14 protein-coding genes and 1 tRNA gene are annotated in these 16,552 nt (G+C 72.1%); 9 read left to right on the top strand and 6 right to left on the bottom strand.

The features are described from left to right. Positions 1 to 54: 54 nt before the first annotated feature. Positions 55 to 954 carry an SDR family oxidoreductase gene (locus tag H5965_RS00735; RefSeq protein WP_310967119.1) on the bottom strand — a complete coding sequence of 300 codons (900 nt, stop codon included), beginning with the start codon at positions 952 to 954 and terminating at the stop codon, positions 55 to 57. Between the two features lie 303 nt (positions 955 to 1,257). Between H5965_RS00735 and H5965_RS00730 the strand changes: the two genes are divergently transcribed. Both H5965_RS00730 and H5965_RS00725 read left to right on the top strand, forming a co-directional pair. Continuing rightward, positions 1,258 to 2,505, top strand: coding sequence for an MFS transporter (locus H5965_RS00730; protein ID WP_310967117.1), 1,248 nt, complete (start codon positions 1,258 to 1,260; stop codon positions 2,503 to 2,505). Positions 2,506 to 2,790: 285 nt separating this feature from the next. Next, positions 2,791 to 4,206: a GGDEF domain-containing protein gene (locus H5965_RS00725; RefSeq protein ID WP_310967115.1), complete on the top strand. Its 1,416-nt coding sequence runs from the start codon at positions 2,791 to 2,793 to the stop codon at positions 4,204 to 4,206. On the opposite strand, the gene H5965_RS00720 is transcribed toward H5965_RS00725, so the two are convergent. Then, on the bottom strand, positions 4,184 to 5,416 hold the full coding sequence (locus H5965_RS00720) for a hypothetical protein (protein WP_310967114.1): 1,233 nt from the start codon (positions 5,414 to 5,416) through the stop codon (positions 4,184 to 4,186). The genes H5965_RS00725 and H5965_RS00720 overlap by 23 nt on opposite strands. Positions 5,417 to 5,580: 164 nt before the next feature. Between H5965_RS00720 and H5965_RS00715 the strand changes: the two genes are divergently transcribed. From H5965_RS00715 to H5965_RS00705, 3 genes are all read left to right on the top strand, one after another. Further along, on the top strand, positions 5,581 to 7,734 hold the full coding sequence (locus tag H5965_RS00715; protein ID WP_310967113.1) for a phospholipase A2: 2,154 nt from the start codon (positions 5,581 to 5,583) through the stop codon (positions 7,732 to 7,734). 145 nt (positions 7,735 to 7,879) lie between these two features. Then, a complete protein-coding gene (locus H5965_RS00710) occupies positions 7,880 to 9,574 on the top strand; it encodes an LCP family protein (RefSeq protein ID WP_310967112.1) in 1,695 nt (564 codons plus the stop codon). Positions 9,575 to 9,753: 179 nt separating this feature from the next. Next, a complete protein-coding gene (locus H5965_RS00705; protein ID WP_310967111.1) occupies positions 9,754 to 10,224 on the top strand; it encodes a helix-turn-helix domain-containing protein in 471 nt (156 codons plus the stop codon). A 50-nt stretch (positions 10,225 to 10,274) separates the two neighbouring features. Here the strand turns inward: H5965_RS00705 and H5965_RS00700 are convergent, their stop codons facing one another. Continuing rightward, positions 10,275 to 11,732, bottom strand: coding sequence for an NAD(P)/FAD-dependent oxidoreductase (locus tag H5965_RS00700; RefSeq protein ID WP_310967110.1), 1,458 nt, complete (start codon positions 11,730 to 11,732; stop codon positions 10,275 to 10,277). 113 nt (positions 11,733 to 11,845) lie between these two features. Between H5965_RS00700 and H5965_RS00695 the strand changes: the two genes are divergently transcribed. Then, the gene (locus H5965_RS00695; RefSeq protein WP_310968457.1) at positions 11,846 to 12,403 is read left to right on the top strand and encodes a TetR/AcrR family transcriptional regulator; all 558 of its coding nucleotides are present in this window, start codon (positions 11,846 to 11,848) and stop codon (positions 12,401 to 12,403) included. Between the two features lie 204 nt (positions 12,404 to 12,607). Then, positions 12,608 to 13,027 (top strand): hypothetical protein, encoded by a 420-nt coding sequence (locus H5965_RS00690; protein ID WP_191316409.1) that lies wholly within the window; start codon positions 12,608 to 12,610, stop codon positions 13,025 to 13,027. Positions 13,028 to 13,029: 2 nt separating this feature from the next. Here the strand turns inward: H5965_RS00690 and H5965_RS00685 are convergent, their stop codons facing one another. Further along, positions 13,030 to 13,251, bottom strand: coding sequence for a DUF3618 domain-containing protein (locus tag H5965_RS00685; protein ID WP_004559246.1), 222 nt, complete (start codon positions 13,249 to 13,251; stop codon positions 13,030 to 13,032). 99 nt (positions 13,252 to 13,350) lie between these two features. Between H5965_RS00685 and H5965_RS00680 the strand changes: the two genes are divergently transcribed. After that, positions 13,351 to 13,424 (top strand) — tRNA-Leu (locus H5965_RS00680). A 46-nt stretch (positions 13,425 to 13,470) separates the two neighbouring features. Here the strand turns inward: H5965_RS00680 and H5965_RS00675 are convergent. Then, positions 13,471 to 14,388: a helix-turn-helix domain-containing protein gene (locus H5965_RS00675; protein ID WP_310967109.1), complete on the bottom strand. Its 918-nt coding sequence runs from the start codon at positions 14,386 to 14,388 to the stop codon at positions 13,471 to 13,473. Positions 14,389 to 14,458: 70 nt separating this feature from the next. On the opposite strand from H5965_RS00675, the gene H5965_RS00670 reads away from it, so the two are divergent. Then, the gene (locus H5965_RS00670) at positions 14,459 to 15,403 is read left to right on the top strand and encodes a saccharopine dehydrogenase NADP-binding domain-containing protein (protein WP_310967108.1); all 945 of its coding nucleotides are present in this window, start codon (positions 14,459 to 14,461) and stop codon (positions 15,401 to 15,403) included. On the opposite strand, the gene H5965_RS00665 is transcribed toward H5965_RS00670, so the two are convergent. Continuing rightward, on the bottom strand, positions 15,397 to 16,479 hold the full coding sequence (locus H5965_RS00665; protein WP_310967107.1) for an aldo/keto reductase: 1,083 nt from the start codon (positions 16,477 to 16,479) through the stop codon (positions 15,397 to 15,399). The genes H5965_RS00670 and H5965_RS00665 overlap by 7 nt on opposite strands. Positions 16,480 to 16,552: the final 73 nt, after the last annotated feature.

Here is a 16,552-nt window from a genome sequence, read left to right as displayed (position 1 = left end):
TGACTCATTGGGGACCTCCGAGGTCCCGAATGAGTCATTCGCGGCATCGGCGCGTCAGGCCGTCCGGGGCGAGGTCGACTCCGTCCACTTGCGCAGCCGGGGCGGGACGCGCTTCTCCAGGCCGTAGTTCTCCAGGTGGGCGGAGAAGACCTCGTCGAACGCCTTCTGCACGGTCTCGGTGTCCCACACCGGGCGCTCGAGGATCGGCTGCTTGAGGAACGGCTGGCCCATGATGTGCAGCTGCGGCCCGTTGCACCGGATCATCTGGCCGGTGATCCCCTGCGAGCCCTCGCCGAGCAGGAACAGCACGACCGGCGCGATCCGCGACGGCGTGCGGTCCGGCGGGCAGGCGCGCAGGGAGCGTTCCGACTTCCACACCATCCGCGTGTGCGCGAGCGGGCAGACCGCGTTGACGCGGATCCCGACGTCCTCGAGGTCGAGCGCCCACGAGTAGGTCAAGGACGCGACCGCGCCCTTGCTCGCCGCGTACACGCCGAGCTTGCGCTGCCCGAGCGAAGCGCCCGAGGAGATGTTGACGATCGAGCCGCCGGTGCCCGCGTCGACCATCGCCTTGATCGCCGCCAGCCCGATGTTCACCACGCCGAGGACGTTGACCTGCACGAGCTCGCGGGCCGCCTCGGCGTCGTCCTCCCAGGGCAGGGCCTCGTAGTTCAGCCCCGCGTTGTTGACCAGCCCGTCGATCCCGCCGAACTCCTTGACGCAGAGGTCGACGATCTCCTGCGCCTCGCCCGCCTCGGCCACGCTGTGCCCGCTCGCGACGGCGCGGCCGCCGTGCGCGCGGATGGTCTCCGCCGTCCGCTCGGCCAGCTCGGCGTCGACGTCGTTGACCACCACCGCTCCGCCTTCGCGCGCGACGTGGATCGCGAACGCCTCGCCCAGGCCCCGGCCCGCACCGGTGACCACGACCGCCTTGCCCTGCATCAACCCGTCCATTGCTCTCCCCGATCTGCAGCGCCGGCGGCGCGCGGTCCGTCCACCCCGGCCGGCTCATGTCCAGTCTTGGCCCATTCGGTCCAACGCGGCATCGGCGCGACGACGAGCGGCCGCCGCCCTGCGCCGAGCGAGTCCGGTTCGATCAGTCCGGACGTACCCGCGGGCCGGTCACGAGGGGGTGACTGACCGGCGTTCGGGGGACGCCGGGGCGTAACCGGCGGCATACTGTGGGTGCTTTCCGGTGGTAGACCGGTGACTCCCCCGGATGGAGTCATCACCGGAGAGGCACAATGCGGACGGTCCATGTTCACTCGATCGGGGGACGGTGGTTACGAGGTGACGACACGCGCGACACCCCGGTTCCGGGCCGTCCTGGCCAACCGGGAGTTCCGCGCGCTGTGGTTCGCCGAGACGCAGTCGATGCTGGGCGACCAGCTGACCATCGTCGCGCTGGCCATCCTCACCTTCGACCGGACCGGGTCGCCGCTGCTGTCGGCCGTCGTCTACTCCCTGACCTTCCTGCCCGCGCTCGCCGGCGGGCTCGGGCTGTCCCAGCTCGCCGACCGGTTCCCCCGGCGCGCGGTGCTGGTCGCCGGCTCGTTCGCGCAGGCCGTGCTGATCGGGCTGATGGCGCTGCCCGGGATGCCGCTGGGCTGGGTGTTCGCGCTGTTCGTCCTCGCGCGGCTGGCGAACGCGCCGGGCAACGCGGCGCAGAACGCGCTCGGCCGCGAGGTCTTCGCCGACGACGACGTCTACCTGCAGAGCCAGGACCTGCGGGGGATCACGAACAACACCGCGATGCTGGCCGGCCTGGCCGCCGGCGGGCTGCTGGTGACGACGATCGGGACGTCGTGGGCACTGGCCATCGACGCGCTGACGTTCCTGGTGGCCGCGGTCGCCGTGCGGCTGCTGGTGCTGCGCCGGCCCGCGGCGGGCAACGGCGGCGCCCCGTGGTTCGGCGCCGTCCGGCAGGTTTTCGGCGACGAACGGCTGCGGGTGCTGCTCTACCTGTCCTGGCTCGTCGGCCTGGCGGTGATCCCGGAGGGTCTCGCGGCGCCGCTCGCCGCACAACTGGGCGCGGGCGATCAGGCGGTGGGCTGGCTGCTGGCCGCCGACCCGCTCGGTTTCGTCGCCGGCACGTTCCTGCTGTCGCGGTTCGTCACGACCGAACACCGCCGCAAGCTGCTGGGCGTGCTGGCCGCGCTGCCGCTGGCCGCGCTGGCGGCGTTCGCGCTGCGGCCGAACCTGACCTTCGCGCTCATCCTGCTCGCGCTGGCCGGCGCGACGGGCGCGTACGTCATCACGGTGTCGGCCACGTTCATCACCTGGGTGCCGAACGACATCCGGGGCAGTGCGGGCGGCCTGTACCGGACCGGGCTGCGGGTCGCGCAGGGCGTGGGTGTCGGCCTGGGCGGGCTGGCCGCGCAGGCGCTGGGTTCCGCGCACGCGACCATCGCGCTGGCGGGCGCGGTGGGTCTGCTGCTGGCCGTGCCGGTGGCGTTCGCCTGGCGCCGGGTGGGCGGGGCGGAGCCGCGGCACTGGCCGTCGTGATCGCCAGGTGCCACCTCCGGGGTACGGACAAGATCATGAATGGCATTCGCGGACGTCACGGGTGACAATTCGAGGGTGGTTCAGAAGTCGCGGTTGCTCATGGGGGCCACCTCCATGCGGGGAGAGTCTCGCAGAACCTTTTGCGCCGCGTTCCCGGCAGTTACTCCGGGGCCTTGGCCGGTCCGTTGCTGTGGGATGGTACCCGGCCACGGAATGCGTGAACACTCTGCCAGGTACCGATGAGATTACTCAAGGCCGGGACTAGGCTGGAAAGGAGGTGACCAATTGCATCCAGGACCGGACGGTGGCCCGGGCGCGCCGGGCGAACCGGGCGGCTCGGCCGCGGAGCGGGCGGAAAGCGCCGGAGAACCGGGCGTGACCACAGGTACGCCCGTGACCACGACCAGTGGCGTCCGGGTCCGGCACGCGTACTGGCCGGGCAACTGGGCGCTCTGGCGCCGCCGCCCGGTGCAGGTCGCGTTCATGCTGACGGCCGAAGCCGTCGCGGTCGCGATTCTCGCCGTCTCGTTCGCGCGCTCGCCGATTCCGTCCGGAAACGACTGGATCAATTTCGCGATTCTGGCCGCCGGCGCCACCGTCCACATTCAACTGACGCAGCGCCAAGAGGAGCGGCGGCGCGACCGGACCAAAACGGTGCTGATCGACCTCACCGCCGTGTGGACGTTTTCCGCCGCGATGATACTGCCGGTACCGCTCACCCTTTTCGTCATCGCCGTCATCCGGTTGCAGCACTGGTTCATCGCCCGGCGGCCGGCGCACAACTTCATTTTTTCGTCCATCACGCACGGCCTCGCCGGCGCGCTCGCGCACCTCACCTACACGGCGCTCGGGCCGCACTCGCTCGGCCGTCCGGGCTGGGGTGACTTCCTCCGCGAGTTCGGCACCATCGTCGTCACCGGGGCCATCTACGAAGCGATCCAGATCGCGTACGTGGGCGGGGTCCTGCTGCTCGGATCCCCCGCCGGGCGCACGGTTCGTAACGTACTGGGCAGCCCGGCCGACAACATGCTCGAAGCGATCACCATCGGCCTCGGCGCGGTGACCGCGATCCTGCTCGCGGCCGTCCCGCCGATGGTGGCGGTGATGGCCGTGGTCACCGTGGTCTTCAATCGCCTCGCGGAACTCGACCAGCTCCAGAACGACGTCCGGACCGACCCGAAAACGGGCATTCTCAACATGCGTGGCTGGTCGGAGGCGGCGGAACGCGCTCTCGAACGGACCGCTCGATCGGGTGATCAACTGGCGCTGCTGATGGTCGATCTGGACCACTTCAAGTGGATTAACGACACCTATGGACATCCGGCGGGCGACGACGTGCTGCGCACCGTTGCGCAAACGCTCGACGAAGTGACCAGACCGAGCGACTTGGTCGGCCGTTTCGGCGGCGAGGAATTCCTCATTCTGCTGCCGGACATCGACGAAGAGGCGACCTGGGACGCCGCCGAGCGCATCCGGATCGCGATCGCCAAGCTGCACATGGTGACGACGGACAAGCGCGGCGACCCGGCGACCATCGCCGACCGCACGACGTCGATCGGCGTCGCCCGCCACCCCCGCCACGGCGACACCCTGGAGCGTCTCCTCCAATCGGCCGACGCGGCGGTCTACCTGGCGAAGGAGAACGGCCGCGACCAGGTGTGCTTCGCCCCGGACGGGGTCACACCCCCAGCCGGACGGTGAGTTCGAGCTTGACGAGCACCTCGGCACAACTCCCGGCGGCGGCGGGTTCCAGCCGGAGCCGCTCGCCCCGGTAGCCGGCGGACTCGAGCCGCAGGACGGTGGCCCCGGGCGCGAGGCGGGGGTGGCACCAGTGCCGGACGATCCCGGTGCCGGCGTGGTCCTTGGCCAGCAGGAGGTACTCGTACCCGAGGTCGTCGACGACCCGGCCGAGGCCGTTCCACCAGAGGGCCCGCAGGGTGAGACCACCGCCGTCGCGCCGAAGTTCGGCCGGCGGATCGGCGTGGACGTCGACCTGGAAGCCCTGCTCGGTGACGCGGACCGAGCGGACGTGGAGGAAGGCGCTGTGGGCGGGCGGAGCGGAGCCCGCACCCGCGGCGGCGGGCGGCAGGCCGGACCGACAACCGGACCGGCCACCAGCCGCCGACTCCCCGCCCCCACCCGGGCCAAGCGGCGAACCCGACCGACCACCACCAGCCGCCGAGCCACCCCCACCCGGATCGAGCGGTGAACCCGACCGGCCACCACCGGCGGCTGGCGAGCCGCCCGGGTCGAGCGGCGGGCCAGCGGATTCACCGCCTGCACCGGCATCGGGCCCCGGCGGCGCACCGCCCACCCCGCCCGCACCGGCATCCGGCCCCGGCGGCGCACCGGCCACCCCACCCACCCCGCGCGGCCCAGCTCCCTCCTCGGCCGGCCCGGGCCGCAGCACCTCGCGCCCGCTCGTCCGCAGCTCGGCCTGCGGCAACAACTCCGCTACCGCCAGCTCCGCCGCCAGCCGGCCGTCCTCTTCCTCCGGCAGCTCGCGGACCCCGCGCAGCTCCGCCGCCAACATCCGGTACCCGACCGCCTCCGCCCAGGCCAGCGCCGCCGTCCGGAGGCCCGGCTCGGTGGCCAGCCGCTCGCGCAGCCGCCGCCCCGGGCGGACCCGGCCGAACCGCGCGGCCCGGACCAGCCGGGCGGACTCCGGGACGCCCGTGGCGAAGAACCCCGTCATCGCCCGATCCAGCGCCCGCAACTGGGCGGCCAGCACCACCCGTCCCACCGGCCCGGGGTGGACCCGGGACAGCTCCGCCGGCGCGCACGAACGCAGCGCCTCGGCGATCACCCGCAGCTCCGGCGTGCACGGCGTGCGCAACCGGGCGCCGGGGGCGAGGCGGCGCAGTGCGCGCACGGTGTTCTCCGCGGGCACGGCGAGCTCGGTCGAGCGCACTGCTGCCTCCTGGTCGCCGCGCCCCCTCTCCCCAGTCTCACCAGGACCTTCCCCCCGAGGAAGGGCGGAACGGGCAGCCGTCCGGGCAGCTTGCGGAAAACCGCAAGCCGATCCTGCGGTTATCCCCATGTCGGCCGCCGAGCGCGGCTGGCACCCTTGAACCCATGCCGGCCCTGACCGATCCGCCACGCACCCGCCGACCCTGGTCGACGTCGGGCTGGCTGCTGCTGGTCCTGCTGGTCGTCTTCGCCTTCGGGCTGATCGCCTCACGCCCGCCGTCGCCGCCGGACCAGGGGCCGCCGACCGGTGACGTGCTGGCCGCGCAGAACGCCATCGAGGCGCTGGTCCACCCCGGCCCGCACCCCGACGCGCTCGCCCGGCTGCCGAAGGACTTCACCGCGCTCAGCGGCGTCACCCCGGGCGCGATGCCGGCGCGCGACGGCACCGTCCGGGCAGTGCACGTCGACGGCGGCTGCTCGACCCCGTGGGGCGACGACAACACGAAGTGGGACTACGCCGTGCCGTGCAAGGCCCACGACCTCGGCTACGACCTGCTCCGGTACGCCGACCGCAAGGGCCACCCGCTCGGCCCGGAGGTCCGGGAGGCCCTGGACGACCGGCTGTCCTACGACATGCACCACGCCTGCGACCTCAACCCGATGAACTCGGCGCTCACCTGCCGGGCCGTCGCCTCCTTCTATTCGGCCGGGCTGGTCGTCAACTCGTGGCACCAGCGCTGGGGCCCGCCGGTCGGCGACCCGATCGGCCCGATGGTCGCCGGCGTGCTGGTGATCGGCTGCCTGCTGATCTTCCGGCTGCGCGGCTGGTTGCGCGCCCGGCGCGAGCCGCGGGCGCCCGTTCCGCTCGCCGACCCTGCGGAGGTCAGCCGGTGGGCGCTGCTCGGCGCCGGCGGGGTCGTCCTGCTCTTGCTCGGCGAATCGGTGACGGCGCTCGCGCACTGGGCCGGCGCCCCCGAACCGGCGCTCTGGCCGCTGACCTGGCTCGCCCAGCTCGCCCCGCTGATCTACTTCGCCGGCGGCCACGCCAACGCGGCCGGCTGGCGCGCCGAGCAGCAGGCGGGCGGCGGCTACCGGCACTACCTGGCCGAACGCGCGAGCCCGCTGCTGCGGCCGGCGTTGATCTTCGCCGTCGTCGCACTGCTGACGCCGCTCGCGCTCGAACTGCTCGGCAGCCCGGCGGGCACGACGGCGACGGTGATGCGGATCGCGCTGCACCCGCTCTGGCTGCTCGGCGTCTACCTGCTGACGATCGTCTGCGCGCCTCCGCTGCTCGCCCTGCACCGCCGGGCGCCGGTGAGCGCAGCCGTGGGTCTGCTCGTGCTGGTCGGCGCCGGTGAGCTGGCCGCGAGCTGGTCCGGTTCGCCGCTGCCGCGCTACGCGGCGACGTTCGCCATCGCCCTGCTCGCCCAGCAGCTCGCCTTCGCCCACGCCGACGGCGTCCGCCCGTCCCGGCGGCTCCTCGCGGCGGCCGTTACCACCGGGGTCGCGGGCCTCGCCGGGATGAGCGTCCTGCGGGGCGGGCCACCCGTCCTGCTCGGCAGCCCGGGCGCGCCCGCCGCGTTCTCCGCCCCGCCGTGGGGCGTGCTCCTCCTCGGCCTGGTCCAGCTCGGCGTGCTCGGGCTGCTGGCCCGTCCGCTCGGCAGGCTCGGTGACCGGCCGGGCGTCGCCCGCGCCTGCCGGTTCGTCCTGCGCGCGCCGATGAGCCTCTACCTGGCGTTCCTCGCCGCGATGCTGCTGCTGGTCGCCGTCGTCTACCTGCCCGGCCGGATCGCCGACGGGCTCAGCTGGCTGATCCGCCCGCGCACGCTGGTCGCGGTCGGGCTGCTGGCCGTGCCCGCGACCCTGGTCTTCTGGGGGTTCGAACGGCACGGCCACGGCGTCCGGCAGCCGCGCGCGGCCGACCACCCGGGCCGCCGGACGGCGGTGCTCACCCGGGCCGCGGCCGGGCTCGGGATCGGGTACGCCACGCTGGGCGTGTTCGGCTTCGCGCTGACCCGCTTCGGCGGGGTCGCCGCCGACGCCGACCTGCTCGGTCTGCGGCTCGACCCGATCCAGAGCCTGGTGCACCTGCTGCTCGGGGTGTTCCTGCTGCACACGATCCGGATCGGCGCCGGCGCGGCGACCGGCACGTGGCTGGTCACGGCGCTCGCCTGCGCCCCGTCGCTGCTGTTCGCCGCCGACGGCAGCACCCCGGGCTTCCTCGGCGTCACGCTCCACGCCGTCACGGCCGGGTTTGCGCTGCTGGCCGCCGCGGGAACCCTGCTCCCGGCTCGACCACCGGCGAATGCGACGTCCTGACCAGGCGAAACCGTCGAACATGCGGGAAACTGGGTGGTGCGTGACACATTCGCGGGGGGATGTGTAACGCTACGGCAACCCGGGGCAGGCACCATGCGTCCCATTCCCTAGCACCACCCGATCGATGGAGTGAGGAGTCGCCCGCGTGGATCACCCGCCTCGGAACGGGCAAGGCGGCCGCCGCCCCGCCCGGCCCTGGCAGGACGAGCCAGGCCGGGCCGACGCACGGCGCAGCACTCCGCCGCGCCGCCCCGCACCCCGTCGCGAGCCGGCGGACTCCCGCCGCGAGCCCGCGGACTCCCGCCGGGCGGCCGCGCCGCCGTCCCGGCGGCCCGAGCCCCGCCCGGCCCCGCGCGCCCGCCGCAACTCCTTCCGCGGCGCGAAGATCGCGCTGGCCGTCGTCTCGCTGCTGGTGATGGGCCTGACCGGGTACGCCTGGGCGGCCATGCAGGGCCTGGTCAACGGGCTGAACTACACGAACGTGCTCAGCGACGGCGGCGGTGGCGACAAGCCCGCCGACGGCGCCCGCGACATCCTGCTGGTCGGCCTGGACAGCCGCACCGACGCCCAGGGCAACCCGCTGCCGCGCGAGGTGCTCGACGAGCTGCGCGCCGGGGACGCCGACGGCGAGCTCAACACCGACTCGCTGATCTTCGTGCACATCCCGAACGACGGCAGCAAGGCCGTCGCGATCTCGCTGCCGCGCGACACCTACGTCGACATCCCCGGCGGCTACGGCAAGCACAAGATCAACTCGGCGTACGCGCGGGCGATGCTGTCGGCCCGCAAGGACCTGCAGAAGCAGGGCGTCACCGACCCGAAGGAGCTCGACGTCAAGGCCAACCAGGCCGGGGCGAAGGAGCTGATCGAGACCGTCGAGAAGCTCACCGGGTCGACCATCGACAACTACGCCGCGGTGAACCTCCTCGGCTTCAGCGAGATCACCAAGGCCATCGGCGGCGTCGACGTCTGCCTGAACAACACCGTCAAGGACCAGTACTCCGGCGCGAACTTCACCAAGGGCCAGCACACGATCTCCGGCGTCGAGGCCCTCGAGTTCGTCCGGCAGCGCCACGGCCTGCCGAACGGCGACCTCGACCGGGTCGTCCGCCAGCAGGTGTTCATGGCCGGCATGGCCCGCAAGGTGCTCTCGGCCGGCACGCTGACCAACCCGGCGAAGCTGTCGGACTTGATCGACGCCATCAAGAAGTCGGTCGTGCTCAACCAGAACTGGGACATCTTCGGGTTCGCCCAGCAGATGAAGGGCCTGACCGGCGGCCAGCTCGAGTTTCGCACGATCCCGGTGAAGAATATCGACTACAAGACCCCCGAAGACGGCTCGGCCATCCAGGTCGACCCCGCCGAGGTGAAGCAGTTCGTGCAGGGCCTGGCCGGGCCGCCGCCGGGCCAGGCGCCGCCCGCCCAGCAGGCCGACCCGGCCAACAAGGCGACCACGGTCGACGTCCGCAACGCCTCCGGCCGCACCGGGCTCGCCGCGAACGTGGCCAAAACGCTCGAAGGCAAGGGCTTCACCCCCGGCGAGACGGCCAACGCGACCGCGCGCAAGACCACCGTGATCTGGGTGCCGAAGGGCGGCAAGGACAAGGGCCAGGCCGTCGCGGACGCGCTGGGCGGCTCGCCGACGGTCCAGGAGGACAAGAGCGTGCCGGCCGGCCACGTGACGGTCTTCCTCGGCGCCGACTACCAGGGCTCGACCTCCGACACGAGTTCGGGCGCCGGCTCCGGTGCCGCGGGCGCAACGTCGCAGGCTGCGGCGCCGCCGCCGGCCGCGAGCGACGAGAAGCCGATCACCGCCGAGGGCGTTCCCTGCGTCAACTGACCCGCTCAGCGAGCCGGCGTTAACCCGTTCGGCCTAACTCGCGCAATCGGTATCAAAGACATGCCCGAAATCGCGTAAGGGGCGGGCCCCAGCGCACTTACATACACGTGAGGGTGCACCTGCACGGGAATTATCACGCCCGTGCGGTGCCGTGGGAGCGCACGGCAGGGGACATTGATGTGCTGATCGACGCTGAGGAGTACCAGCGGATCCTCGGAGACGAGCTCCGCAAGCTCCGGCGCAGCCGAGGGTGGACGCGCAAGGAGCTGAACCAGCACTTGCAGAGCGAGATCTCGCTGCAGACGCTGGCCACCTACGAGCTGGGCACCAGACAGTGCTCCGTCGTGCGCCTGGTCGAGCTGTGCGTCGCGATGGACGAACTCCCCCAGGACCTGCTGGCCAAGGTGCACCGCCGGGTGTTCCTCGACGAGCCCGGCCGGGTCCGCGTCGACCTGCGCAAGGTCGTCGCCGACGCCCCGGCCGACCTGCTGCCGCTGCGGCGCTGGGCCGAGGACCGGCTGCGGCAGGCCGGCGAGCAGGGCGGCGGCGAGGTCGCCCTCGACCTGCCCGCGCTCGAGCGCATGGCCGAGCTGTGCGGCCTGCCGACCGTCGACCTGGTCGCCCGCCTGCGCCGCTACACCTCCCGCTGATCCCCCGGCCGGGGCCCTCACCACCTCCCTCGGTGAGGGCCCCGGCCGGGTCAGCCGACCTGGAAGTCTTCGCGCCGCACCTTCCGCGTGTCCAGCCAGTACCGCCAGGTGAAGCCGGGCCAGATCGTCCGGTTCACGCCCTTCGCGTCGAGGTACCAGCTCTTGCAGCCGCCGCGGGTCCAGATGCCCTTTGCGAGCTTGCGCTGGATCTGCCGGTTGAACCGCTCCTGCACTTCCGGCTTCGGCTCGATGGGCTTCCCGCGGGCCAGCCGCAGCGCTTCGGCGACGTAGGAGATCTGGGCCTCGATCATGAACACGACGGAGTTGTGCCCGAGCCCGGTGTTGGGGCCGAGCAGGAAGAACAGGTTCGGGAACCCGGCGACGGTGATACCCAGGTGCGTCCGCATCCCCTCGGTCGCCCACTCCTTGCCGAGGTTGCGCCCGTCGCGGCCGACGATCTCCAGGTCGTCGAAGGCGTCGGTGACGTGGAAGCCGGTGCCGTAGATGATGACGTCGGCCGCGTGCTCGACCCCCGCGGCGTCGACGACGCTGCGCTCGCGGACCTCCCGCACGCCCTCGGTCACGACGTCGACGTTGTCGCGCGCCAGCGCCGGGTAGTAGTCGTTGGAGATGAGCACGCGCTTGCAGCCCATGGTGTAGTCGGGGGTGACCTTGCGCCGCAGCTGCGGGTCCTCGATCGCGCGGTGGATGTTGCGCTTGGCGATCCGCTGCCCGAGCTTCATCACCCACGACTGGCCGTTGAAGCCGACCGCCCGCGCTTCGAGCAGCCAGTAGAGCAGCGTGCGGTAGGCCCGCTGGGCCGGCGGGAAGGCCTTGAACAGCGCGCGCGTCCGGCCGGACATCTCGTGGTCGGCCTTCGGCATGATCCACGGCGGCGTCCGCTGGAACAGCGTCAGCTCCGCCACCTCGGGCGCGATCTTCGGGACGAACTGGACCGCGCTGGCGCCGGTGCCGATGACCGCGACCTTCTTGCCCTTCAGGTCGACGTCGTGCCGCCACCGCGCCGAGTGGTAGGCCGGGCCTTCGAACCGCTCGATCCCGGGCAGCTCCGGGATCATCGGCAGGTGGAGGGCGCCGACCCCGGCGACCAGCGCGGTCCCGGCGAACTCGTCGCCGCCCCTCGTGGCGACGTGCCACCGGCCTTCCTCGGCGTCCCAGCGGGCACCGGTCATCTCCTGCCCGAACCGGATGAACCGGCGCAGGTCGTGCTTGTCGGCCACCTCGCGCATGTACCGCCAGATCTCCGGCTGCGGCGAATAGGCCCGTGACCAGCCCGGGTTCTGCTCGAAGGAGAACGAGTACATGTGCGACGGGATGTCGCAGGCGCAGCCCGGGTAGCTGTTGTCCCGCCAGGTGCCGCCGACGTCGTGGGCCTTTTCGAGGATGACGAAGTCCTCGCGGCCCTCCTTGCGCAGCTGGATCGCCATGCCGAGACCGGAGAAGCCGGTCCCGACGATGACGACCCCGGTCTCCGTGCGGTTGCCCATGACGCCTCCGGGTTCCTGTTACTCGTCGTCCATCTTACTGGGAGTAGGTTACCAGCGGTAGAGTGTTACCCGTGACCACCGCCAAGCGCAAGCGCATGCCACGGGCCGACCGGATGCGGCAGATGATCGAGGTCGCCGAGCAGGTCTTTTCGGAGCGCGGCTACGCGGCGGCGTCGATGGACGAGATCGCCGAGCTGGTGGGCGTCTCGAAGCCGATGCTCTACGAGTACTTCAACTCGAAGGAAGGCCTCCTGCTGGCCTGCATCCGGGAGTCGCGCGCGGTGCTGCGCGAGGTCACCGAGCAGGCGACCGTCGGGGCGGCCGACGCCGAGGACGCGCTCCGCCGCGGCCTGCTGGCCTTCTTCGTCTTCATCCGCGAACGGCGGCAGGCGTGGTCGCTGCTGCGGCACGAAATGGCGCTGATCGGCACGCCGGCCGCCGACGAGGTCGAGGAGACCCGCCGCCAGCAGACCGACCTCATCGCCGCGCTGATGAGCGGCCACTTCGACAACGGGGACGACCTGAAGGCCGAAGCGGCCGCGGAATTCGTGGTCGGCGCGTGCGAACGGCTCGCGATCTGGTGCGAGCGGCACGAGGAAGTGACCCCCGAGCTGGCCACCGAGTACGCCATGGACGTGCTGTGGAGCGGCCTGCGAGACCGTGCACGTTAGCTTGCGCGTGCACTAGGCCATCCGGTGGTTACTCACAGCAATCGTGTCTTGTGACACAGAGTTGCTCTACTGTTCTGGTGACACGGTAGAAAGTGTGCTGGACCTTCACGGCCGGAGGAGGGGCACGGGAGCCGCGTCACGAAAGCGCGGTGAGCGCGTCACGGTTGTGTAAGGATGCTGGTGAGGGAGAGGGGTGTGAGGCAGATGGTGGAAACGATCACGGCGACATACGTCCAGGAAGACGCCGACTGGGCCATCACGGTCAGCGGCCGCGGCAAGGAGCTGACCGCCCGTGAGCCCGGCATCATCGCCGCGCGCGACCGGGCCGACCAGCTGGTCGAGGAGCTCGCCGGCGACGCCAAGACGACGGTGGTCCACCTGCTCAACGGCAGTGCGCTGGACTTCACCAGCGCGTACATGACGGCGCGCCTGACGCTCCCGAAGCTCCCGCCGCTCGAGGTGCCGCCGCCCGGCAGCGTGCCGAAGCAGCAGACTCCGGCGTCGGCGGACAAGAAGCCCCAGCTGCCGCCGAGCAAGCAACTCCCGAAGGCGGTCGAGGACCGCAAGGCCCCGGCCGAGCCGGCGCCCGCCGCGGAGAGCAAGGCGCCGGCGAAGCAGGCCTAGCGCTACTTGAGGAGCTTGCGCACCAGCAGGACAAGCACGAGGACGCCCGCACCGATCAGCGGGAACTTGACCTTGGGGTTGTCCAGCTTGGCGCGCACGCCGTCCTTGGCCGCGTCGGCGAGCTTCTTCGGGTCGGCCTTGACGGTGAGCTGGTCGAGCGTCGCCGCCAGGGCGGTCCTAGCCTGCTCGATCTCACGCTCGATCGTCTCGGGATCGCGGGCCACGTGTCCTCCTCGCCGCATGGGACTTCCAGGCCCCAACTTAGTCGACCGCCCCGCCGCGTCCGCACGGGCCACGCCGCACGCTAGGCTGCGGAGTACCGGGGGCCCGTAGCCCAATTGGCAGAGGCACACGGTTTAGGTCCGTGCCAGTGAGAGTTCGAGTCTCTCCGGGCCCACTCGGGGTTGGGCGAGGTCTGCTCGCGGAGAGCGCTCGCCGATCCCTCAGCTCCGGAACGTCCGCCGGTAGGTGTCCGGCGGCACCCCGACCGTCCGGTTGAAGTGCCGCCGCAACGTCGTCGCCGTGCCCATGCCGACGGCCTCCGCGACCGCGTCGATGCTCGCGTCCGTCTTCTCCAGCAGCTCCTGGGCCCGGCGGATGCGCTGGTTCAGCAGCCACTGCAACGGCGTCGTGCCCGTGGCCGACCGGAAGTGGCGGCCCAGGTGGCGGCTGCTCATGTTCGCTTCGCGGGCCAGGTCCTCGACCGTCAGCGGCCGGTCGAGGCGGGCGGTGATCCACGGGAGCAGTTCGGCCAGCGGGTGGTCGTCGCGGCTCGGAACCGGCGTCGTCACGAACTGGGCCTGGCCGCCCGCCCGGTGCGGTGGCACCACCAGGCGGCGGGCGATCGCATTGGCCGCCGCCGGGCCGTGGTCGGCGCGGACCAGGTGGAGGCACAGGTCCATCGCCGCCGCCTTGCCCGCCGACGTGAGGACCTGGCCGTTGTCCACGTAAAGCACGTCCGGGTCCACCGTCACCTCTGGGTAGCGGGCGGCCAGGACGTCCGTGTGGGCCCAGTGCGTGGTCGCGCGCAAGCCGTCCAGCAGGCCGGCGGCCGCCAGCACGAAGGCGCCCGTGCACAGCGACGCCACCCGGGCGCCGCGGGCGTGGGCCGCGCGCACGGCGTCGACCAGGTCCGCCGGCGGGGCCGCGTCGACGTCGGCCCAGCCCGGCACGAGCACCGTGTCCGCGCGCGCCAGCCGGTCGAGGCCGTGGTCCGGCTCCAGCAGGAAGCGGCCCACCCTCACCGGGGCCGAGCCGCAGACCGCGAAGCCGTACCGGGGGTCTTCGCCGAACACCTCGGTGGCGATCGTCAGTTCGAACGACAGCATCCCGTCGGTGGCGGCGAGGGCGACCACGTGCATGTCCGAAAGTGTACGCATCATGTCGTTCCGGACACTGGTGACGATGTCCGGGGCTCGCGAGGATCACCTCATGACTTCGGTACTGGTTTACGGCGCTTATGGGCACACCGGCCGCTTCGTGGTGGCGGAGCTGGAAAAGCGCGGTTTCGACGCCGTCCGTTCCGGACGGAACGCGGCGAAGCTGCCGGGCGGGCGGCCGGCGCCGGCCGACGACCCGGCCGCCCTCGACCGCGCGCTCGACGGCGTCGACGCGGTGATCAACTGCGCGGGCCCGTTCGCCGGCACGGCCGTCCCGCTCGCCGAGGCGGCCATCCGCGCCGGCGTCCCGTACGTCGACGTCGCCGCCGAGATCGAGGCGAACCTCGACACCCTCGCGCTGACCGCCGACACCGCGGTCGTCCCCGCGATGGCGTTCTTCGGCGGCCTGGCCGACCTGCTCGCCACGGCGGCGATGGGCGACTGGACGGCGGCCGCCGAGATCCACGTCGCCTACGGGCTCAGCGGCTGGCGCCCGACGGCCGGCACCCTCGAAGCGGGCCGGGTGTCCCGGGAACGCCGTGGCGGCAAGCGCATCCGGTACGCGGGCGGCCGGCTGGACTACCGCGAAGACGCCCTGCCGACGCGCGAGTGGGCGTTCCCCGAACCGCTCGGCCCCCGGCCGGTCTTCGGCGAGTTCTCGATGGCCGACATCGTGACGATCCCGCGGCACCTGGAGGTCCGCGACGTCATCAGCTACATGACGGTCGACGCGGCCCAGGGCCTGGCGGCGGCCGGCGAGCGCGACGCGGCCGAGACGTTCGTGGTGGACGTCGTGGTGCGCGCCGGCGACGAGGAACGCCGGATCGTGGCGCGCGGCGAGGACATCTACGCGGTGAGCGCGCCGCTGGCGGTGGAAGCGGTCGACCGGATCCTGACCGGGCGGACGAAGGCCAAGGGCGTCGCCACGGCCGGCGAGATGTTCGACGCGGCCGACTTCCTGCGGGCGCTGGCGCCGCACATCACGGTGGGTCAGTAGCGGACCCCGCTCTGCAGCAACGGCGGGTACACAGTGGACGGTTCACCGTCGACCGTCGTGCCCGCGTACTGCAGCATCGCCCGCTGGGCGCCGTGCATCGGGGCCGGATAGTCCAGCTCCGGTGCGGAAACCTCGTCCAAAGCAGCCAGCTGCGCCGGGGTCAGCGTGACGTCCAGCCCGGCCAGGTTGCCGGTCAGGTGCTCCAGCCGCCGCGCGCCGATGATCGGGACCACCGTTCCGCGCCGCGCCCGCAGCCACGCGAGCGACACCGCCGCGGACGTCGACCCGAGCTCCTCGGCGATCGCCGCGACCGCGTCGATGACCGCGAACTCCGCTTCGGACGGACCGCCGACGAAGGCCGCGCGGGCGGAATCCGGCGTCGCGGCGCCGCGGCGGTACTTGCCGGACAGGAAACCGTTCTTCAGCGGGCTCCACGGCACCAGCGCCAGGCCCTGGTCCAGCGCGAACGGCGCCAGTTCGCCCTCGACCGTCCGCGCCAGCAGCGAATACTCGACCTGCAGCGCGATCAACGGCGTCCAGCCGCGCAGCAACGCCGTGGTCTGCGCCTGCGCGGTGACCCACGCCGGGGTGTTCGAGAAGCCGACGTACCGGATCTTGCCCGCGCGCACCAGGTCGTCGAGGGTCCGCATGGTCTCCTCGATCGGCGTGGCGCGGTCCCAGTTGTGCAGCCAGTACAGGTCCAGGTAGTCGGTCTGCAGCCGCCGGAGCGTCTCGTCGAGCTGGGCGATGATCGACGCGCGGCCGGCGCCGCCGCCGTTGGGGTCGCCGGGGAACATGTTGCCGAAGAACTTCGACGCGAGCACCACCCGCGCCCGGCGGCCCGGCTGGGCGGCGAAGAAGTCGCCGAGGATCTTCTCGGAATGGCCGTTGGTGTAGAAGTTCGCCGTGTCGACGAAGTTGCCGCCGAGGTCGAGGTAGGTCGCGAGGATCTTCTCGGACTCTTCGACGTCGCAGCCGGCGCCGCCGGGGTCTTCCCCGAAGGTCATCGCGCCGAGGGCGAACGGGCTGACGCGGAGGCCGGAGCGGCCGAGGGTGACGTAGTGATCGAGTGACACGAAACTCTCCTTCAGTCGTCGGATCGACCACTCAAGGAAACCGCGTATGTCCTGCTCAATGGTAGACCGATCG

The sequence above is a fragment of the Amycolatopsis sp. 505 genome (assembly GCF_031625235.1).
In the GTDB taxonomy this organism is placed as follows: domain Bacteria; phylum Actinomycetota; class Actinomycetes; order Mycobacteriales; family Pseudonocardiaceae; genus Amycolatopsis.
The sequence above is the reverse complement of the archived record's forward strand: the minus strand, read 5'-3'. Positions and strand labels throughout refer to the sequence as shown.